Annotated in this window: 20 protein-coding genes; 10 read left to right on the forward strand and 10 right to left on the reverse strand. The window is 44.1% G+C overall.

Features of this window, described 5'->3' with window-relative positions:
* The 9 genes from ACRD7P_RS12455 to ACRD7P_RS12495 form a co-directional block, all read right to left on the reverse strand.
* A partial coding sequence (locus tag ACRD7P_RS12455; protein ID WP_430907949.1) for a contractile injection system protein, VgrG/Pvc8 family occupies positions 1-464 on the reverse strand: 464 nt, incomplete at its 3' end.
* 264 nt (positions 465-728) lie between these two features.
* On the reverse strand, positions 729-2,597 hold the full coding sequence (locus tag ACRD7P_RS12460; protein ID WP_430907950.1) for a hypothetical protein: 1,869 nt from the start codon (positions 2,595-2,597) through the stop codon (positions 729-731).
* A gap of 41 nt (positions 2,598-2,638) precedes the next feature.
* Entirely contained in the window at positions 2,639-3,070 is a 432-nt protein-coding gene (locus ACRD7P_RS12465; protein WP_430907951.1) for a GPW/gp25 family protein, read from the reverse strand.
* Positions 3,071-3,125: 55 nt separating this feature from the next.
* Positions 3,126-5,597: an AAA family ATPase gene (locus ACRD7P_RS12470; protein WP_430907952.1), complete on the reverse strand. Its 2,472-nt coding sequence runs from the start codon at positions 5,595-5,597 to the stop codon at positions 3,126-3,128.
* A gap of 8 nt (positions 5,598-5,605) precedes the next feature.
* The gene (locus tag ACRD7P_RS12475) at positions 5,606-6,115 is read right to left on the reverse strand and encodes a type VI secretion system transmembrane protein TssO (RefSeq protein WP_430907953.1); all 510 of its coding nucleotides are present in this window, start codon (positions 6,113-6,115) and stop codon (positions 5,606-5,608) included.
* A 10-nt stretch (positions 6,116-6,125) separates the two neighbouring features.
* Complete coding sequence (locus ACRD7P_RS12480) at positions 6,126-7,226, reverse strand: hypothetical protein (protein ID WP_430907954.1); 1,101 nt, start codon at positions 7,224-7,226, stop codon at positions 6,126-6,128.
* A gap of 55 nt (positions 7,227-7,281) precedes the next feature.
* Positions 7,282-8,133, reverse strand: coding sequence for a TssN family type VI secretion system protein (locus tag ACRD7P_RS12485; RefSeq protein ID WP_430907955.1), 852 nt, complete (start codon positions 8,131-8,133; stop codon positions 7,282-7,284).
* 21 nt (positions 8,134-8,154) lie between these two features.
* On the reverse strand, positions 8,155-9,060 hold the full coding sequence (locus tag ACRD7P_RS12490) for a hypothetical protein (RefSeq protein ID WP_430907956.1): 906 nt from the start codon (positions 9,058-9,060) through the stop codon (positions 8,155-8,157).
* A complete protein-coding gene (locus ACRD7P_RS12495; protein WP_430907957.1) occupies positions 9,060-9,701 on the reverse strand; it encodes a C40 family peptidase in 642 nt (213 codons plus the stop codon). Before ACRD7P_RS12495 ends, ACRD7P_RS12490 begins: the two co-directional genes overlap by 1 nt.
* A 56-nt stretch (positions 9,702-9,757) precedes the next feature.
* Here ACRD7P_RS12495 and ACRD7P_RS12500 point away from each other — a divergent pair, with 56 nt between their 5' ends.
* From ACRD7P_RS12500 to ACRD7P_RS12540, 9 genes are all read left to right on the forward strand, one after another.
* Positions 9,758-10,789, forward strand: a complete 1,032-nt coding sequence (locus ACRD7P_RS12500) for a PKD domain-containing protein (protein WP_430907958.1) — start codon at positions 9,758-9,760, stop codon at positions 10,787-10,789.
* Between the two features lie 373 nt (positions 10,790-11,162).
* A complete protein-coding gene (tssD, locus tag ACRD7P_RS12505; RefSeq protein WP_430907959.1) occupies positions 11,163-11,549 on the forward strand; it encodes a type VI secretion system tube protein TssD in 387 nt (128 codons plus the stop codon).
* A gap of 125 nt (positions 11,550-11,674) precedes the next feature.
* A complete protein-coding gene (locus ACRD7P_RS12510; protein ID WP_430907960.1) occupies positions 11,675-12,127 on the forward strand; it encodes a hypothetical protein in 453 nt (150 codons plus the stop codon).
* An 18-nt stretch (positions 12,128-12,145) separates the two neighbouring features.
* Positions 12,146-13,504, forward strand: coding sequence for a DUF5458 family protein (locus tag ACRD7P_RS12515; protein WP_430907962.1), 1,359 nt, complete (start codon positions 12,146-12,148; stop codon positions 13,502-13,504).
* Positions 13,505-13,572: 68 nt separating this feature from the next.
* Positions 13,573-13,962: a type VI secretion system tube protein TssD gene (tssD, locus tag ACRD7P_RS12520; protein WP_430907963.1), complete on the forward strand. Its 390-nt coding sequence runs from the start codon at positions 13,573-13,575 to the stop codon at positions 13,960-13,962.
* A 151-nt stretch (positions 13,963-14,113) separates the two neighbouring features.
* Positions 14,114-15,046 carry a hypothetical protein gene (locus ACRD7P_RS12525; RefSeq protein WP_430907964.1) on the forward strand — a complete coding sequence of 311 codons (933 nt, stop codon included), beginning with the start codon at positions 14,114-14,116 and terminating at the stop codon, positions 15,044-15,046.
* Between the two features lie 6 nt (positions 15,047-15,052).
* On the forward strand, positions 15,053-15,331 hold the full coding sequence (locus ACRD7P_RS12530) for a hypothetical protein (protein ID WP_430907965.1): 279 nt from the start codon (positions 15,053-15,055) through the stop codon (positions 15,329-15,331).
* 182 nt (positions 15,332-15,513) lie between these two features.
* On the forward strand, positions 15,514-16,641 hold the full coding sequence (locus ACRD7P_RS12535; protein ID WP_430907966.1) for a hypothetical protein: 1,128 nt from the start codon (positions 15,514-15,516) through the stop codon (positions 16,639-16,641).
* Positions 16,638-17,177 carry a conjugal transfer protein TraO gene (locus tag ACRD7P_RS12540; protein ID WP_430907967.1) on the forward strand — a complete coding sequence of 180 codons (540 nt, stop codon included), beginning with the start codon at positions 16,638-16,640 and terminating at the stop codon, positions 17,175-17,177. Before ACRD7P_RS12535 ends, ACRD7P_RS12540 begins: the two co-directional genes overlap by 4 nt.
* Before the next feature lie 123 nt (positions 17,178-17,300).
* On the opposite strand, the gene ACRD7P_RS12545 is transcribed toward ACRD7P_RS12540, so the two are convergent.
* Positions 17,301-17,462 (reverse strand): hypothetical protein, encoded by a 162-nt coding sequence (locus ACRD7P_RS12545; protein ID WP_430907968.1) that lies wholly within the window; start codon positions 17,460-17,462, stop codon positions 17,301-17,303.
* A gap of 26 nt (positions 17,463-17,488) precedes the next feature.
* On the opposite strand from ACRD7P_RS12545, the gene ACRD7P_RS12550 reads away from it, so the two are divergent.
* Positions 17,489-21,606: Ig-like domain-containing protein (locus ACRD7P_RS12550; protein ID WP_430907970.1), on the forward strand; the 4,118-nt coding region annotated here is incomplete at its 3' end.

Here is a 21,606-nt window from a genome sequence, read left to right on the forward strand (position 1 = left end):
AGGGAGGTGCCCAGGTTGAAGGAGAGCACGTCGACCCCCACGGTGCCCTGCAAGCGGCGGTCGCCGCTACGGCCGATACACAGTTCGTTTCCGTTGTGGTAGAGCCATACCCCGTAGCGGCTGCAGAGCCGCTGTAAAAAGGAGAGGTCGCTCTCGTTGTATTGTACGGTATAGGGCAGCCTTACATCGGTACCCTTGCCCATGGCGCTCCCCATATGTTCGCCCACATGTCCGTCCAGGGTGTCGTTGGCCACCTGCGACAGGGAGGTGCCCTCGTCATAACTGGCGCATTGGGAGGAATGCGCGAGCAGTACCCCCGGCCCATAGCCCGAGCATACGATGGTGCCCGATGCCCCGATGCCCTTTTGCAGGTCCACCGAGGTGACGATACCGCTGTATTCCATTTCATTGTCGTTGAGCCCTATGGAGGCCTTTTTCCCCACGAAGCCCAGGGCATTGTCCATCAACGGCCCGGCATAGCCTTCGGTGGCGTTCGCGGGAAAGGCGATGCGGAAGGCGCTGTGCCCGCCCACGGACTGTTCTATGGTGATGCTATAGCCCGATTTGGGAAGGAAGGTCTCCCCGCCGACGATCAAGGTGATCTTTATGATTTTTGACATGTAAGGTAATTTTTAATTTAAATTAGCGATTCCCATCAGGTTTCACAAAAAAAACAACGGTTTTTCGTTCTATGACACGTTTATGCAAGCTTTTTAAACAATTGATAATCAAATTGTTTCTTCGTAAAAAACGCGAAACGGTAAAATATTGGCCGAACGCGACTTTAATCCGACCAGCAATTCTTGTTTCAAATGGTCCCAGTCGGCTTCCCCATAGTCGGAATCCTCGTTTTTCACCAAATGTACATCCGTAGTAGGTGTGTATCCGATAGCCTGGTCCTGGGAAACCATAACACCTCTGCGTACCGCTACCGAAACAATACTATCCTTGAAAACCGCAAAACAGTGTTGCTCAATATCTTGTCGGGTAATGATACGCCCTCGGGACAAGATATGTTCGCGATAGGCATAAATTTTTTCACTCGGATTTGGTTCGTCCTGACCGCCAAGTGTTCCGGTGACCAGTAGCAGGCTAGCGGGCTGAAATGCGGTACCCTCATATTGAAAAAGTTTGCTGTACGGATTTATTTTGTTCGCCATATCGCCCGTGGTCGTCCAATAATCGGTATAAATAATTTTGTCCTTGTTTTTGGCGACACTATTGCGGTTCACGATCAAATACGGAATCTTGTTCTTTTTAAAATTGCGGAGTTCTATCTGTTGCTCGATTCGGGAAACGATCTGTTTCATTTCCTTTAAGTTCGAGTTTATAAAGTCGTCGTCCATTGCTGAAAAGGCAACACCGTCTTCCTTTAAAAGATCTAGGGTATAGTTCAATAGTTCGGAGGCGTCCCTTTCGTCAAAACGGCTTACTCCACCGTAGCGTAGGTATGCTTGCGGTTCACCGGTATCTTTTTCCGTTCGGTTTTTTACGAAATAGCGATTTCCATTATCACCAGTAATTTTTTGAATGTCCAAAAAATAGTCGCTTTCCCCCATCAACGGAATAATATTGAAATAGGGTTGCAACCGTTTGTTCACCGAACGCTTTTTTTTGTTCAGAACAGGAAAACAGTTGATGTGGCAATGCAGGTTTTCCAGCATTGGTGTGGACACCACGCTGGAAAAGGAAATTTTTATCCACAATAACGGTTCCTTAAAATCTTCCAACTGTTTTTCGGACAAAAACTCATTGAAAATGGGTGGGAAGGGGTTACGGTTATCAGCTACCGCGACCGATTGGTTTATGGTATAAAAATGGTCTTCGTAATACTGTCGAACATAAGCTTCGTAAAACTGTATTTTCGTTTGAATACTTTCATTGATATACACGCTATAATCGTCTTGAAAAGGCTCGTTTTTACGATATCCTTTGGATACTGTTAAGGGGCTTCCGTTCAACGACCATTCGGCAATACCCAAATGATGTACCAGTAATTCCTTGTTCGCAAAATTAAGGAGGTCAAAGTAACAGATCAGGTTGTCCAAGGTACTCACGCCTTCTTCTGGGGCAATACCCAAATAAACACAGGAAGCCTCCGGAGATCCGGTAAAATCTGATTTCGTAAGGTACGTACTGTTCCTATTGTTTTGGTACGAAACAATTTTATCGGGATAGGCGATATATTTTAAGGTACAATTGTTCAACGTAAAATCTCCGGCGGGGCAGAAAAAAAAGTCTTTGAAATCATCCTTACCGTTATCCCTGAACAAGGGCATACGCTTGCGATGGTAAAATTGGCTATGCTCGTTGATATCGACCTTGGTATCCAATGGCAACGCATGCATAATGGCATGTGCCGGTTTTGCCGTGACCGAAACCTCTGGTGTAAGCAAGTCTACAAGGCGCTCCGTAATTTTTGTGCGGCTCGTTTTTAGGTTGTCCGAAATACGTTCGAATTCATGGGCGCAGGCATCAAAAAGCATCCCGACAATGGGGTCGAACGAATATTCGATTTCCATTTCGTCGACGCCCCAAGTATCGGCCGCCCTTCGGACCAAACGGTCCTTGATTTCCTCTTTACTAAGGCTTTTCATAATTATCTTCTATTGATGGTACGCTTTTACCGGTGCTATTGTTAACGATAGGATAAAGGTGCCAAATAATAATCACCTCTAAAGAGAAAGGGTTCATCGGTTTTGATGATGGTTCCTCTAATGGTGATGTTCAAAAACTTTTTGAGCCGTACCTTATCCGAATTTTCGGATAAACTCTCCATCAGTTCTACATTAAGGTCAATATCGGAGAGCCTTTTTTCATAGGTTCGAATTTGCCCCGCCAACGATTTTTTGATTTGTTCCTTTAACACGTTGGCATTAATGAGCAGGTCAAAATCCGTTTCCCATATTTCACTTCCAAAGCCTTCATCATAGGTATATTCCTCAAAATAGGTGGTGATGATAACACTAATGAATTGAGAAATGGAATCGCGCATCGACAATTTCTTGAGCTCTTTCTTTTCAAAGAAACGCTTGAAATCAAAAGGAGCCTGATAATACGGTTTTGCCATCTTTCGTAATCGTTTTACTGTTGCACCCAGTGCCGATCGGTACCTAGCTAGGGTTTTAACTCTTTTTTACTACCGTAAAAGCGAGTTTGTCATCTTTCATTGCCACTTTTACCGTTTGGGGCGCTTTAATCGCTCCTGAAATGATCATTTTGGACAACGGTCTTTTTAATTTGTTGCGTATTACGGCCTTTAACGGGCGTACCCCATAGGTAGGGGAGAAGCCGTCCAATGAAAGGTGTTTCTTGGTTTTTTTGTCAATGTCCAAGGTGATGCCCATACGCTCCATCAACGCCAACAGTTCCTTCTTCAGGTGCAGGTCGAATATAAAGGGTGCATTTTCTTCCGAAATTGGGGCAAAGGGCACAATTTCGGTAATACGCCCAAGAAATTCCGGCCTAAAATAATTGGCCATGATGGTCATTAGTTCGTCCGATTGTGGAACGGTCCCTCCTTGGAACGATTTACTGATGAAATCGGAACCGATATTGGAGGTAAATAGGATTACGGCATTGGAGAAATCCCCAACCTTGCCCAAACGGTCGTTCAGTTTCCCTTCGTCCAAAATTTGAAGGAACACATCGAAAACGGATTGATGGGCTTTTTCAATTTCGTCGAACAATACGATGGCATACGGTTTTTGCCTTATTTTGTTGACCAATACCCCGCCTTCCTCATAGCCTACATATCCCGGAGGTGCTCCATACAACAAGGCTGCGGAATGTTCTTCCTTAAATTCCGACATGTCGAAACGGATAATGGCCGTTTCATCGTTGAAAAGGAATTCTGCCAAGGATTTTGCCAATTCGGTCTTTCCCGTTCCGGTAGGGCCCGAAAAAAAGAAAGAACCTATCGGCTGTCCCGCTTTGGATAGCCCCGAGCGCGATTCTATAATGGCTTCCGATACGGTCTGTATCGCGTTGTCCTGACCGATTACTCGCTTTTTTAAGGTGTCTTCCATTTCCAACAAGCGTTCCCGCTCTTGGGTCTGTACTTTACCTGCCGGAATGCCGGTAATGCTGGAAACCATTGCCGCCAAGTCCGTTTCGTTTACCTCGTCGCGAACGGTTTCGGCCTGCTTTTCTACCCCGGAGAGCAAGGTCTCCAAATACTGTTGTTTTTTATCGTAACTGGGAAAACGAAAGGCATCTTCGGTATCCAAGGTACTCAGTACGATAGGGCTGAGCCGATTTCGTATGGTGCTATATACCCAATCGATTTTTTGTATGTTTTCGGCTTCCGTACGTTCTTTTGACGTTTGGGCGATCTGGAGCATTTCGTTTCTAAGATCCGCAATGTCGGTCGGTAAGGACTGTGCGGAAACATTTGCGGCGGCCATGGTACGATCAATGAGGTCCAAGGCTGAGTCGGGAAGGCTCTTTTCTTTCAAGTAGCGCTTGGATAGGCCGATAGCGGCACGCAAACTTTCTTCTGATATTTTTAACTGATGATGGTCGCTATACCGTTTTGCGACGCTTTGTAAAATATGAAATGCGGTTTCGTTGTCCGGTTCCTCGAGGGCCACCGCCTCAAAACGACGGTTTAGCGTGTCGTCGTTGGTGATGTATTTTCTATAGTTGTCCGCGGTAGTGGCACCGAGCAGCAACACTTCTCCTTTGTTGAGTTCGGATTTAATGACGTTCAAGATTCCCTGACTTGCCGAAGCGTCCTGCAACAACACATGAAAGTCGTCGATGAACAAAATTGGCTTTGCCAGTGTTTTGGCCTCGTTAAAAATCGACTGAAGCCGATCTTCCACCTCTCCCTTATAGGAAGCACCGGACAATAGCATGGCAGTGTCTACCTCTAATAGGGTGGCCTTTTGTAAAGTGTCCACAATTTTACCGGTATAGATTTCACGGGCCAAATTTTGTACCAGTACCGTTTTTCCAACACCGGATTCTCCCTGGATAATAACGTTCGGCTTTGATTTCCGGCATAGGATTTCCGCCAATTTTTTGAGTTCACGATCTCTATTGACAATATAATCGTAATCGTTCATCTTGGCCTTTTTTCCAAGATCTGTGGTATATTTTCTTAAAATATCGCCGCCGCCGTCCGAAGCCGTACCCTCGGATGTAGTGGTAGTAGAAGTGTCGCCTGCGGAAACTTCACGATTTTTCAATAAACTGTCCAACAATTGGGCACCGGTTACCGGCAACGCCTTTAATTGGTCATGGCTTAGGCCGACACCTGGTGTAATCGCGGCGATGAAAATACAAATGAGATCGACTTCCTCTTTGTTCAGTTTTTTTTGAAGGTCTTCTGCTTCTACAAAAACGGTTTTGGCCTCTAAATTTGCCTTTATCTCGTTTTTTCTTCCCTTTTTTTTAGGATGGGCGTCCAAAAGTACATCCGCCCACTCTTCTATAAAGTATACATCGGTTCCCTTGGTGTGCAGAAAGCGTAAGAGGGAAAGATCCCGATTCAATGAAGCCTTGATCAGGTGTGGCGGACCAAAATCCTCATGATGGTATTCTTCCGCTATCTGTGTAGCGATATGTATGGCTTTTTCTAATTCGCTGTTCATGTGGTATGCTAATTTCTATTAAGCCGTTGCGAAAGGTCCAAGGCCGTACTTAGTTTATTGATTTCTTTTTCGTATTCGGCGATCTGATCGTTCAGGTCCTTAATTTCTTCTCGGGCGTTCTCAACCTGTTTGAGGTCCCTCTTGGCATCGACCAATTTTTTGTAGGTCAAGATCAAGTTTTCGTACATACTGCGGTCTTCCAGAGAATCTTTTGGAATATCGCTCTTAAGGTCGATCAGATCGGCATTGATCGATTGTTCCAAAAAGAAGTAGCCTTCACGGGTCTTGTCCAACGAATCGATTTGTTTGTCTACCGATTCCAGAGACTTCATAAACTGTTTTTGATATAAAAATTCATATCTGATTTTCTGATTTTCGGCGCGCAATACCTCGTTTTCCTTCCAAGGCAGTTTATAGCTATAGAAAAAAGCCGTAAACAGCAGGCCTACAGTGATGACGAACATCAATAGGAAAAGCAGAAAGGATGAAGTGCGTTCTTTTTTGTTCAGTACTTCCATAGTTCGTGTTTTATTCAGCTAGGAAAGAAGGGCTGCCTCCGGATTTTCCCGATTTTTCTTTTACGATATTCTCGTTTACGAAAATACCCATATCCCTTCGTTTACCGATATAGTCTATTTGGGTAAGCACGGTCAACAATTTATCGATACCTTTCATGAATTCAGATGCTTTTGAAAGGGTTTGATAAAGGTCGTTATGGTGGTAGTCCATATTGATGATATCCGTGAAAATTTTCTCGTAATCACCACCCTTTAAATCGGTCCATTCTCCAAAATAATTGAAAAGCTGTTCCTTGTTTTCAGGAGAGGAAACGTCGACCGATCCCTTGAAAATTCGTCCAAAACTTACAATAATCTCCAAGAGCGCTTTGGGGTGCATGTCATGTTCTTCCCATTTCACCTTGGTAATCTGTTGTGCCAGATAACTGTATATAGTGTCCACTACCAACTTCATAGCGTCCGCTATGGGATTGTCGCTTTGTTTCGACATTATTTTTTGAACGATAAGGATGGCATTCCTTTCCGTCATCTTCAAAAAGTTCTCCGCTTCGTTGTAAAAATCCACCAAGGTTTCGTGCGAGCCGATAGTAACGCAAGGAGGAACATATTCGGCCGCCACCGTAAGCGCTTTTCCATCCTTTACTATTTTTCCAATGGGAATTTGGTTTCCGGCAAGACCGGATTTTTCCAGTTCCGACGAACCGATAAAGGTGAAAAAGTATCCGTTGGTAAGGAAAGGGAACCGCGGTGGAATTTCCTTGGCATCCTGCTCCCCAAATGCGACCGGATTTTCCAGATCCAGATTGAGTATTACAAAACCGGCCTCGGTTTTGGCCGCATCCAACTCTTCTACCACCATTTCGGCCTTTACCGGCGGCGTGCCAGCGGTTATTTCGACATGATGGCCGTTAGGGGTCAATGCCCGTAACGTTTTAATGGCCACTTTCAGCCCTTTATGGATGTCCAGGGTAATGCTCAAATCGTTCCCGTCGCCCATTGGGGAAGGTAACAAGCCGTGTCCATGCTTTCCGTTTCGGAACGCGATGGCATTTTTAACGCTGTTTTCGGCAAAGTCCTGAAGGCTTTGAAAATGTTCTTTCGAAATTTTCATGCCATCGACCCAGTTTATTTTGAATTTTTTAGTGTCTTCTATCATGCTAATTGGCTTATATTCTTTGGCAAACTACTATATCGCCGTCATTTAAGTTATTTTGCTCCACGGTACGTTCGGAATCTATATGTTTTGATGCGCCGTACCATTTTGGCTTGCTGTAAAAGTACCAACCATGGGGATCCCCCGAATTATCGGTCATTTCGATCTTAGTGCTGGTTTTTTTATCGTTGTAATCGTTGATGAAAAAAAAGAACAACCTACCAAATCCCATATCTTTTGGGGCTTTTGCCTTAAAGCTGGTGATTTCGTCGGAATTTGATTTTTTATGGAACATGAAGTTGAGCACGATCATGTTATTGAGCTCGTGGTGTTTGGGCGTTTCGTATTTTTTGCCCAAGGGATAGTACCATTTGGAGTATAATTTTACCGGGATGGAAATGGCGTACTTGTACAGGGCGAAAAAGCATGATGGGAGGGCAAATGCCGCTACGATAAGAAAATAGTAGGGGAGGTACGCCATGTCATTAAAGTAACTGGCGATCAGGATTACCGGTACTACTAACACAAACCCCGAAATGGCCGCAATGGCAACTTCCTTGAGGTTGTTTTCCGATTCAAATTTTTCAAAGGTCTGTCGGTATACAAAAACATGAATGGCGCCGAGCACGCCCGCAAAGCCCAGCATAGAAAAATAGCGTAACAATAGGGTGGTCTGTTTTAGGTTATACACGATGGCGATCAAAATACCCATGATGACCAAAATCGCTAACAGATAGAGATAAAATTTCTTTCGCCTAGGTTTAAAACCGGGTGTTTTTGAAGAAATTAGCCGTAAACACATTATGACCACGACCATGATGATTATAAAAGGCATAAGCGCCTCAAAGCTGATTAATCTTTTCAAGTAAGTTTTGATCATATGGTCCTAAATTGTTGCTGACAGGCCGAGCCTTCCTGAATAAACGGCATCGTCCATTATAAATTTTCTTTTGCTTTTGGCAACGGTAAAATCAATTTCAAAATCGCATTCAAAGGGCAATGTATGTTTTAAAAAAAAGCGGACCGCCGATATTATGGTCCCGTTGGGCAAATACGCCTCTATATGGTCGGGATGTTTGATATCTACTAACGTAAATAGATATTTTGGTAAAAACGTTTTTGGCGGACCGGAAGTCGCCATATTTACCCCAAGCCGCATCGGTTCTATGTCGTTGGGTTCGCCCAATGCGGAAAAATCGGATGTAATGGCGATGCGTTCTTCAACGATATGCTCCAATATCGTTTTTAACAACGGCAAATTTCCCGCTATCTTATACATAAAGGGCATCGTTTTTAAAATCTTTGCCGCCATTCGTTTTGGAATGGATGCATCCAACTGCCACAAATCGATCAAAAAGGAGACCAGTTCGGGGCTGCCCAATGATTTAAACGTTTCATCTTCAGATTTTTCTATGGCTACTTTTTGTAAGAAGAACTCCGATTCCAATGGTTTGAAAAACTTTCGTGCACGTTCCTCCTCCAACAACCTATTTTGATAATCCGCCACCATTGTAGGTACAAAAGAGGTGCTACTATAGGTAGTGTGAAAAAAACGTTCCGGAAAAATATTGTAAAAACCGCGTCTGCTCAAAACCACTTTTAGCGGATCTTTGTCGTCGATAGTGCCCTTTATTTCCGTTATGTCGTTTCCAAAACGTCTTTTGAAAAAATCATCGAGGGCAATGTCCAAATCGGTTTCCTCTTCCAAATAAGAAATAAAGGTCTCCGCCTTTAAATCAAAATCCAAATGGAACACTTCTTCACGGATGTTATGTCTTTCAGCCTGCGCCATTAGTTGTTTTTTGTGATGAATCGAGCACAGGCCACGTATTTATCTTGCCAATAGGCATCGTCCAAATTTGCGATTTCTACCCCACGTGGCGAATTGGATCCGGTAAATTTTCCGTTTTGAAGGTAAATGCCCACATGGGACACTACCTTATCCTTATGTCTTAATCGAAAGAATACCAGATCCCCCTCCTTTAGGTACTTTTGATTTTTAAAGTGGGCCTTGGTATCCATGTAAAACTGTTCTATGGATGTTCTGGGAATATCCTTCCCGTATACCTTTCTATAGATTTGTTGCACGTAGGAGGAACAGTCGACCCCGTTTCGGGTAGTGCCACCCCAATAATAGGGTGTTCCCAGCCAGTTGTTTATGGCCGCGTATAATTTTTCGTTCTCAATGGCGGTATCTTCCACCTCCAACAGACCGGCAAATTTTTGCCTTTCTTCAGGGGTGAGATAGCTGGTTTTTTTTACTTGGGCCTTTGGTTCGATAGGCGTTACTTTCGCCGCTTTTTTCTCGTTTTCCAGCCTTTTCGATTTTTCGATTTGCTGTTTGTAATAGGCATAATCGTTACCTCCCAATGTTTTTTTGGCACATGAGGTAAGCAACACAATAACTGGGAGAAACAACAGTTTTAATTTCATGAAAAGTATTGTACTTTTAAATGGCAATTTTAAGCCTCGAAAATTAGGGATTAATTATGAACAATAAAAGTATTAAAACCCACTTTGACCTAAACGTATTTCTTACTTTTTTAGTATTACTGATATGTGGTTTTGGTCTTTTTGCCTTTCGGGTAAACAGTAAGGTCGATTGTACCAATGTGGGCTTCGATGTAATTACGAATTCGTACACCACTGAAGATTTGATCGAATTTAAAAGTATGGATGCCTCCGGAGTGGATTGGGAGTGGGATTTTGGGGATAGTGACGCCAAAGCCTATCGTTCGGATGTGGTGCATCAGTTTAAGAAGGAAGGGACCTATGAAGTGGCCTTGAAAATGAACGGACAATGCGTAAGCTCCAAAAAAATCGTAATATCAAAACGAAAAAAATTGGTCGACCCCGAGCTGATTCCCAATATCGTTTTGCCGGAATACGTTCGCGTGGGACAAGAGGTGGTTTTTGAAAATAACTCGAGCTTTGCAAACTCGTGGCAATGGAGTTTTGGGGAAACCATGGCCATTGATGGTGACGGGCGTAAGGAGAAATACAGCTACAAGACACCAGGGGAAAAAACCATTCTGTTGGTAGTAAACGGTGACCGCAGGCACGAAGCCAAACAGCGAATTACGGTTTTACCGGAGTTGCGACAACGGCGGGAACGCAATCCGATAAGTAGGGTGGACCATATTGAAAATGTACTACAGCAAATTGACGATAAGCCCGCGGTCCAGGTAGAGGAAGAAGAGCAGGTGGCCGAGGCCCAGGCCGCGGAACGTGCGGCGCGCATTACCATAAGTTCCGACGAGATGCAGCAGTTGCTGATCGGTTATTCGGGAAGGAATGTAGATGACGTGGCCATACGAAATTATTTTTGCTACAGTAATATACCGGTATTCAGTAGCACGGGAAAACGATTTACCGTAAGCCAATTCTTTAAAGAAATACGCGATGTTAACAAACTTGAGGTGAAACAGATAAAAATGGTAAAAGACCAAACTACCGGTTGCGTAAAAAGTATGACCATTAACATGCGTACCAAAAAAGGACTGTTTTGGAAAACGTTTTGATCACCGTATACATGCAACTAAACATATCGCGATATTCTTATAACCGATAGATTTTAATATGAAAGTCGGTTAACGCAGTCCTGAACTACAAAGGCCGCCCTGAAGGGTGCTATTTGTATTCATAACTGTACTATTTGTCTCCTAGGTTTTTTACGGGCACCACCTACACATTTATACTGCAATCCCGGGAAGGAGGGCCGGCATATGCGCTTATCTTCCAAAAAAATGTCGTTATACTGACCTAAAAAGTAAGAAAAAAAGCGTTTTGTCGAAAAAATTTGGGAAGAAGCACCTACTTTGTTAATTTTGACCTGTCCGTTTGTGACGTTATATATATTTAATCAGGTATTATTTACCACAAAAACAATTTATTATGTCTTTTAAAGCAAAATTAAAAGTAGCAGGAAAGGAATTTACAATCTTGCATTGTTCTTACGATTTGAATCAGGAAGTAGATCCTACGGGTCGCCCGTCTTCCGTGACAAGAGGTGGTCGTATCCATTTGACCGTTGAATCTAACGGTGAAACTGGTTTTTTTGAGTGGATGACCAACAACTTCGAAAGAAAAGATGGAACAATCGTATTTGTAAAAAGAGATACGGAAGCTACTTTGAAAGAGGTTAACTTCAAAGAAGGTTACCTTATCAAGTACAAAGAAAACTTCGACTCGAGCGGTCAAAATCCATTGACCGAAAGTTTTGTGATTTCTGCCAAGGAGCTTAGCAGCGGTGGCGGAGAGCACGTCAACGAATGGGTATAGCCTACAAATTTTATATTGTGTAGTAAAAGGGGACAACTTTCTGTCCCCTTTTTACGTTTAATGACAAATACATTACTTGTGTTTCTGTATTTTTTGATTAATTTTAAAAATTAAAACTACATTTTATGGCTATAGATAACGTAGGCATCGGGGGTAACGAGGTAAAAGGAGACGCTAGTGAAGCGTTGAACGAAATACCACAGAACAGGACCTTGATCGCCGGAAAATTAACGCCCAATGCACCGGTAAAGCCCGAGGTAGTAGAGGGGTTGAATACCGTGGAGGATATTTTTGAACATTACGAACCCACCATCAAAATACCTTTCGAAGATAAGGATGGGGGTACCGTAAACGAGGAGTTGCGTTTTGAGAACCTAGGTGATTTCGGAAAAAAGGGAATAGTGAACAACAGTGTTTTCTTGAAAGAACTTGAAATTGAAAGTGACCAATACAAAAAAATAATCAAGCAGTTAAAAACCAATAAAATTCTTAAGGCCGCTTTGGAAGACGAAAGTGCCAAGCAATCGTTGGTGGATACTATTGATGCATTGATCGCCGAAATTAAAAATACCAAATAACTATATTCCAACATACATATGTCCAATACGCCAAATAAGCAAAAGGAGTCTCAGCTTAGTGATAAGCCTTACATAGAACAGATTAAGGACAAGTCGGATGATCTTGCCAAGTACGGAGGTTTCGATTTGTTGGAATCCGCCATTGACAATGTGCAGAACTTAAATCCGGACCGTAAGGCGAGGAGAAAAATGTTTCTCACCGAAAATAATAAGAGCTCCGAAAGGGACGCGCTTTTAAAAATACTTTCACTGTGGTCCGATACCTTAAAATCAGGTGAAGATATCATCGATTTGGTGCAATCCGCCGATGATAAGGCAAAACAGTCCCAAGAGGTACTTACAAAGAACTTAAAGACCGCCTTGGACGAGACTAGGGAATTGGAAACGTCCTATCGTTCAGTAGCCTTGTTCTTCAAGAATACCGATATGGCCTCCTTGAAGAACATTTCAGTAATCAATGCCGAAATGGACCAATTGACCGATTTGGACAATACCCGTTTCTTTGACCATGTACGGGAAGAGCTGGTTTCCAAATACGATCGTTTGGATTTAAGGGAGAACTATTCCCTGATGGTGTTACCGGGATATTTGGGGTCAAAATCGGTTGTGGACAAATGGGCCAAATTGGCACACGACAACAAGGTTACCCTAGTTACCGACTTTGCCCATTTGGACGAGCCGGACGATGTAATGGAAATGTTCGAGGCCGCGAATTTGGCCAGTGGCGATATGTACCTGTCCAACACCATAATGACCTGTAACTGGCTGGTCGGCCGTGGAAAACACGAAGAAGTAGGAGAGGACGACGATGTGCACGTGCCACCTTCGGGAGCATTGGCCGGTAAAATATATAAGACCCTTATGTCTCAGGTAACCGCCGGTAAAAAGCATGGTGGTTTAAGTGAGGTAGATGGTGTTCGTTTTGAACTTCGTAAAAGCGAAATAGCCAATTTGGAGAACCTGGGGCTTGTTCCCATGGTCAACGAATATGGAAAAGTAATGGCATTTTCCGCCAAAACCTTGTTCAACGGCGATAACTTGGGATTACAGACCTATTCCGTAGTGCGTGTTTTTGATTATGTAACAAAAGTCTTGATGGATTTCTTGAATAGAAGGGCTTTTGAAAACTTCAATGCGAAGACGAGAAAAGAAATTCAAAACCAGATCGTACGGTTTTTAGACGATATCTGCGGTCCTGATAAACTGATCGAAAATTTTGAGATTCGAAGGTTCGAGCAGGACATCAACCAAAAAGATAGGATTTTCTTGGACGTACGTTTGAAACCCTACTTTCCCGCCAAAAACTTTTTGATATCCATGGATGGTCAAAAAGGGGACGAAGGTGCCGAATGGGATACCGATTACAAACAGGCATAAGAAGTTTGCCGTAGTAGCGTTTTGTCTGGATTGACGCACCATTAAAGAATTTAAACCCATACACCCGAATGTCTTTTTTAGCAAAACTCATTGTTGATGGGCACGACTATAACGTGCTCCATTGTACCTATAATTTTGAACAACCGATGGATGGAACCGGAAAACCTTCCGGCAAGCCGTTGGGCGGCAGAATAATGGTGACCATAGAATCCCAGGGAAAGTTCGATCTGTTTCATTGGATGGCTTCCCCGGACCAAACGAAGGATGGTAGCATTATCTTTTTCAAGAGAGATGCCATGAGCCAATTACAGCGTGTAGATTTCACAAAGGCGTATTGCGTAAGCTTGGAGGAAGAATTCGATGCAATTGATGATGTGCCCATGCAAAAGCGATTGGTGATTTCCGCCAAATCGGTCAAAATCGGGGACATGAGTTTTGAGAACAGTTGGGGCGATTAATTTTTTTCGGAACGGAGTCCCTTTTCTTCAAAATGGGGCAGAATTCCTTCAGTAGTTTCTAATGTCAGTAATTTTGTAGCATATGGCGAGCATAGAAGAGTTAAAATTACGACATGATATGAAACGATGCCTCCGCAGGGCAAAAGCTTCTATGCGAAATTCTATCAAGGACGCTGAGGACAGTAACAAGTTGTTCTCCAAAAAAGAGGTTGCAAAAAAATTACAAGCTTCCCTAAAAAAGTCCATTCGTCAAGTACATGCGGCCAATAGCGTTTCAAAGCGTGTAAGAAGCGCTGGTGGTGTAGATTCCGATTTTGGTTCCGACTTTAAGGGTTTTGAAGGCCTATCCATTGAATTTCCCATATTGATCAATGGCAAAGTCAGTGACGATAGTGAACGAGGTGACGATTCGTATTGGAACAATGACTTATTGGCGACGATTTCCCGTGAAACGGGATATGGCTATGAGGATTTCAAATATGTGGACGGTGATCATGGAATGTGGTCAAAATCACGAAAAAACGCCGGTACTGCCAAGGGAAAATCAGATGCCTTAGCGGTTTGGGAAAAAATGAAAGGGTACCGGGACGATAACGGTAGGGTGACCGAACAGTTGCAATTTTTTACCCATAGCCGGGGTTCCGTTTTTGGAGCGGCCTATATGGAATCTTTAAAAAAGGAGGTCGCGGTTTTGGCGAAGAGCGAAGGCATCGATTTTGCCTATAATGTAGAGGATATGATCGTGTATTCCGTTAACATGGGACCACACCAGTCCAATAGCCTAAACTATCCCGAAAGCGGTGCGGTAAACGTGAACGTAAGCCATTTTAAAGATATCCTTTCGGGGAACGATGCCAAAGGAGATGTGATCAATATACACTCCAATGCCATTGATGATTCCGACGACGTCATTCTTGAACATGGAAACGGTACGTTCACGGAAGAACTGGAAGGAATCCTTGAAATTCTGGAGAATAACGATACCGCTAAGCTCAACCAGCTGATCGAACTGTACAAGGAAATTGAGCGAACAACGAAAAAAACCTCTAGAATTGATACCGGTTCGGGGCTGTGGGTAAAATAAGGGAGTATGACAGAGGACCAAATGTACCTTTTGGGAAGTGTTCTCCTTCTGCTTGTTCTTATCGCACTTTCCTACCGTTCTAACCGGAGGTTCGGACGAATCAATACCATCGTTTTCATTATATATGCAACCTTCATTACCGTAATGGGACTGAACTATTCCGAACATGGCAAAGCCCTTGTTTGGCTTTTCTTTGGATTATTCTTTTTGGCGGTCCACATCGCAGTAGTCAGTACCCATTTAATCCAATACTATCGTAAGAAAAGGGAACGCGAACGAAATTGATATCGCTTTATAGGGTCCAGGAGAAAAACGAATACCTTCTTCAATCGCCTTCCTTAATCGAAGCGTTTACAATTTTATCCTGGGAAAAGTATTGATACGGTTTTGGAACGCAAGATTTTAGTGAATTGTAGTTTAAATCCTCCAAAAACTTCCTTTTACCGATTAATTGGAGGTTTCTTTCGATGAGATTGATATTTTTGTACTATGGCATGGATAATGTTTATGCAAAGTATGCGTTTAACATAGAAAGTCAAGATACTCCACTAATGAAGTTGGTTTCCGTTGTTTTTTATACGATTATTACTTTTCTCCTTTTTGCGGTTTCACCGATACAGGGTCAGGCCCCGATACGTATCGCCACAAACGAAAACGTAACGGTAACCCTTTTCTTTCCTTCGAATGTGGAAAAGGTAATTCCGCCGGCGGTAAACTTTAAATTCGAATACGAGCCAAATTCCAATTTGGGCCTATTAAAAGGAAGGAAAGGTAATACCAGTAACTTGACCGTGATTACCCAAGATGGTCTTATTTTTTCCTTTGCGTTAAAGTATGATCAAGACGTTGAAGTGTTCAATTATGTTTTGCAGCCCGACCAGTCTATTGGAAACACAAAGGTAGTCTCCCGGGGTAATGACTCGGAGGCACCGAAAAATGAAAGAACACCGAAAAAGGAAAGTACACCGGAAAAAGAAACCACAACGGATGCTACATCTGCACCCAATACCGCCCCAACGGTAAACAAACCGCCGGCGGTATTGGTTCAAAAAGGACCGGTCACGGATGACCCGGTACTTGGGGATACCTTGGTAGGAGAAGATACTTCTTCTAACACTAACGATACCTATATCCCAAAACCTGTAGGTGGGGAAGGAGATATGTACGATGTTGACCGAGAAGAATATTATCGCTTGTTTTGCGAAAACAATTATCTACAAAAAACCATTTTTAAAAGAAGTTTCAGACAGAACAAAAAAATTGTGCTAAAGCTCAATAACATTTTAGTAGATCGGGAAGATATTTACTTTGTACTTCAAATAGAGAACAATTCAAAAAAGGAATATGCCGTTAATGGATTAAGTTTTTTTAGAGAATCGGGAATAGGCGATCTACAAAAAATATTAACTCCACGTTACAAATTCAATTTACAGCAAATTATTGATCCCGAGAGCATTAATGAGCTCGTTTATGTTTTTAAAAAATTTAGGATCAGTAGTAAGGAGCAAATTCATGTTGTACTTGATGAAGTTGATGACAATAGGATGGTAAGACTTCCGTTAGACTATAAACACGTAAATTTTCCGTCAAATTGAAGTACAGGCTTTTCTTAATTCTCGTTATTGTGATAGGGGCCCTAGGAACGGCCCAAAGCTATACCAACACTTTTTCTGCAAGTGGGGGGATTTTTGGCGATGGGTATGGTGGGGAATTGGCCTACAATACCAATTTAAGTGAGAATACGTTCACGCAACTCGCATTGAATGTCACATTAACGAATTATACTTCGGGTACCACCCAAATTCCGTATTCCAGCTACACGGCCAGCTATTCGTTTTTTTTAACGATATATAGCAGAAACCGAAAAATGCAGGCGCTGTCGATAGGTGCAGGGGCATTGGCGGGTTACGAAGCGGTAAATGGCGGTAATTCGGAGATAACCAATGTGGTATCGGTGCTCGGGGAGAGCAGTTTTATTTATGGTGGCGTACTTTCTGCAGATTTGGATATCATCATCAGTGAGCATATCTCCCTGGTATTAAAAACTTCACAGTTTTATCACGTGAATAGTGATTTTGGCAACTTTACCAATTACTCCGGTATCGGTCTGCGTTACTATTTTAATCTGTAATACGGAAAAAGGTATCTGCCTACCTTAAAACTTTTGTGTTTCAGTCTTGTTCCGTACATCTTTTATTCCATTTTTTTTGTAGCTCCTTTCAAGTGCGCTGCGGTTCGTCGTTGATTTTGAAATTTAAACGGAATAGTAAAAAGGATCCTTATCGATTACTTTCGTGATTCGTGGCCTTTCGTTACCTTTCGGGTCCTTAAAAAGGGTGGCCACGGTCGCTCGGACCAAATCAACATAGGTATCGTTAGACAATGACCGTAAAAACCATTTACCGTTTTTTTTCATACTTTCTTGTACTCTTGTTAATACTGTTGGCATGTACCAAAAGTGTTACGGTCTTTACGGAGGTAGAGTTTGAATTGTTGGAGCAAAGGGAAACGGATGGTTTTGTAAACCAGGGTTTGGCCACAACCTTTACCATTGTCCCAGAGGCGGAGTTGGAAGGGTATGAGTATCGGTTGGTGTACGAGGTGATGGAAGGTTCGGGGTATTTTGAGAATACCGAAGGGGAACGGCTCGAAAGTGGAAAAGGTTTTTTACTGGAGCCCTACAGTGCATCGCTGCTTTTTTATGGTACCGAAAAAGGGGTTCATACTTTAAAGATTACGGGCTCCGATAATTTTGGTATCTCTGAAGAAATTGAAATAGCATATACGCTTACCGATGTTCCCATTAACTGGAGCGCGGATAGTAGCGTTGCTCAATTGGAATTGGGGAAAGAGGAGCCGATAACGTTGGTGTTGGGTCCTGCGACCACCGACCTTGCGACCACATACGAGGCCAACTACACAATTTCAGAGGGTAGTGGTGCTGTTTCACCTGCGGAAGCTGAGGGGTATGCCCCCAACACATCATTTACGGATATTGTACCGGGAAGCTACCCATTGCTTTTGGTGGCGGAGGCGTTGGGACCGCTCGAAATTGTTTTTAACCTGATTGATGCCAATGGGCAGGAACTGCAGACGGCCTTGCAATTTGAAGTGGTACAGACCATTCCGGTTATTTCCATCGATTTGGGCGAGCATGATGAATTGGACATGGAAGTGGGGGGAACGATCGACTGCCCCGTTACCTACGATCCGGAAAATGCTACTGACCAAGAAATTATTTGGAGCTCAAGTGATCCCGATATTGTTAGCGTAAACGAGCAGGGTGTATTCACCGCTGTGGCCATTGGGACGGCTATAATTACCGCCACCGCTGCTTCGAATCCGGATGCCGAGGACCAAGTTACGATCAGGGTTGTGGAAGCGGCAGGAATCCCTGTTACCGGTATCAGTGTGGCGGAAGAAGATCCAGCGTCAACAAGCAATGTAAGACAATTAATAGCAACGGTTACCCCCGATGATGCCTCCGAACCAAGGGTAGGATGGTTTTCCGAGAATGTAGATGTCGCAACCGTCGACGCGGACGGTCTGGTTACAGCACTGTCGGCAGGTACTGTCACCATTATTGTCAGTTCGTTGTCCAACCCGGAAGTAAATACCGAAATAGCGCTGGTATTTACGGAAGAATCGCTTCAAAACGGAACCGATATTCTTGCTTTTTCCTTACCTGTTCAAAACGGTGCCAACTTGGATGCCGATACACATACCATAACGGTCAATGTTGCAGATGGAACAGCCCTCAATGTTTCGCCTGCAACTTTTTCGCTATCACCTGGGGCAACAAGCACTCCGACGGGTACGGAAGAACAAGACTTTAACAGCGCGGTGGAATATGTTGTTGTTGCGGGCAACGGGGATTCCCAACTTTGGACCGTAAACGTGACGGTTTCACCTTCCGGTGAAAGTGCTGAAAATGATATTACTACGTTTCGAATTCCCGGTCAGCAGGGTGCCAGTATCATCGATAACAATGCCGGAACGATCGATGTCAGTGTTCCCGATGGAACGGTATTGGAAGTGGTACCCGATCAGCTAGTCGTATCTGATGCGGCCGTGATTTCTCCATCGGCCGATGCGCTGCAAGATTTTAGTACGGAGGTGGTATATACCGTAACCGCAGAAAATGGAGATGAACGTATTTGGACGGTTACGACCACGGTGTTGGCCCCTACTGGAAGTAACGCCAATGATATTACGGCATTCTCACTTCCTGTACAGAACAGTACTTCCATCAACACAACAGACCATACCATAACGGTAAACGTGACCGACGGTACCGATTTAAATGTAGCTCCGGCAAATCTCTTGATCTCCCCAGCGGCAAGCATTGCTCCAAATCCCGCAGTCGTACAGGATTTTTCGTCCTCTGTTTTGTATACGGTGACTGCAGAAAATGGATTACGACAGCAATGGAACATAAATGTGACCGTATCTCCCCCTACGGGAAGTGTGGAAAATGATATTACCGCGTTTGAACTCCCCGGTCAAAATAGTTCGTCGATTGATGTTGATACCCATATCGTAACCGTAAATGTACCTGACGGTACCAACCTTAATGTAGCTCCCGCGGTACTTTCCATTTCTATGGGAGCGGCGGTAACGCCTTCTGGACAACAAGTCCAGGATTTCAATACCGCTGTCGATTATTTGGTAACCGCGGAAAACGGTACGGAACAGAATTGGACGGTCAATGTTACCGTTGCGGCAAATCGTCCTCCTGTGGCCGCTAACGATGTACTAGGCGCCCAACAAGGGGTTGCAACCCTTTTGGACGTATTGAACAATGATAACGACCCCGATACCCCTACAAGTGAATTAGTAATTACCGCTATAGGTGGCATTACGCCCAACAACGCCGGTACCGCTGTCATCGAGGGCAACCAAATACGTTTTACTTCGTCGGGGACCTTTGTTGGTAACGCGGAATTTACCTATACGATAAACGATGGTAACGTCGGTAACGACGACAGTGCTTCGGTTACGGTTGAAGTCAGTGCCGTTTCCATACCCGTGGAACAAATTGTATTGACCCCTGACAACCGTATGCTGGATATTGGGGCATCCGTACAATATGTAGCCGAGATTACGCCAACTACCGCCACGGACCAAGGGCTTGATTGGACCTCTTCGGATACCGATGTCGCTACAGTTGACCAGAATGGATTGGCCACGGCAGTGGCAGCGGGTACGGTTACGATTACGGCTACGGCAAGGGACGGAAGTGGGGTACAGGGAAATGCTTCCCTTGGGGTAAACCCACCTACTATATTGGTAGATATGATAACCGTGTCGCCAGCGAATACTACCTTGGAAATAGGCGAAACGCAGCAAATGACTGCCGATGTGCAACCGGGCGAGGCCAATAACCGGACGGTAACCTGGTCATCTTCAAACGATAATATCGCCACTATAGATGCGAACGGTGTGGTCACTGCCATTGCCGGAGGATTTGTTAATATTAGGGCTACGGCCAATGATGGAAGTGGTACGCAGGGCACAACGACGGTAACGGTACCCCCCGCGAATCAAAATCCAAATGCGGATGCCGGGGAGCCGATAACGATTACCTTACCGGATAATGCAATAACGCTCGACGGACGTTCCTCCACTGATGGTGATGGATTTATTTCGTCCTATTTATGGTCGCAAGATAGTGGCGGTACGGCTACCATTGCAACTCCGGACAACTTCCTGTCATCTGTTACCGACTTGGAAGAAGGTGTGTATGTGTTCCGTCTTACTGTTACCGACAATAATGGGGGCGTAGGCACCGATACGGTCACGGTAACCGTGAATCCCGAAAATCAAGCACCTACGGCTGAGGCGGGGATAGACCAGACAATTACCTTACCGATCAATTCGGTAGACTTATTGGGTATGGGTACTGACAACGACGGGGTAATTGCCTCCGTACAATGGCAGCGAGAGATTAATGGTGTTTTCACGACCATAGCCGCGGATGCCGCAACCTCGGTATCAAATTTGGAAGAAGGAGTTTATACGTTTCGATTTGAAGTAGTTGACGATGATGGAGCAATAGGTTTTGATACCATGACCGTTACGGTAAATGCCGCTGCGAACACTGCGCCTGTGGCTACAAATGACGCGTTTAGCGTAAATGAATCCGGTACCTTGAACCGTTCGCTTCTTTCGAACGACTCCGATGCGGATAACGATGACCTGACCGTTGACCGTATTGCCAATAGTTCTGCGAATGTGGGGGTTGCGGTAGGAGGAAGTAGTGGCGGACTCTTCACCATCAATGAGGGGGGCAATATGTCCTTTGATACCAATGGGGATTTTAACGCATTGAACAACGGTGAAACACAACAAACGACTATTACTTATAGCATAACGGATGGGAACGGAGGTTTTGATACGGCCACGGTAACTATTACGGTAACCGGCGTAGACGCCCCGGACAATACCCCTCCGGTAATTGTTCTTAACGGCGCCAATCCTCAGGAGCTTACGGTAGGGGATGACTATACGGAGTTGGGTGCTACCGCATCGGACAACGTAGATGGCGACATAACGGGAAG

Origin of the sequence: Maribacter sp. 2-571 (assembly GCF_050589625.1) — a bacterium.
Lineage (GTDB): Bacteria > Bacteroidota > Bacteroidia > Flavobacteriales > Flavobacteriaceae > Pelagihabitans.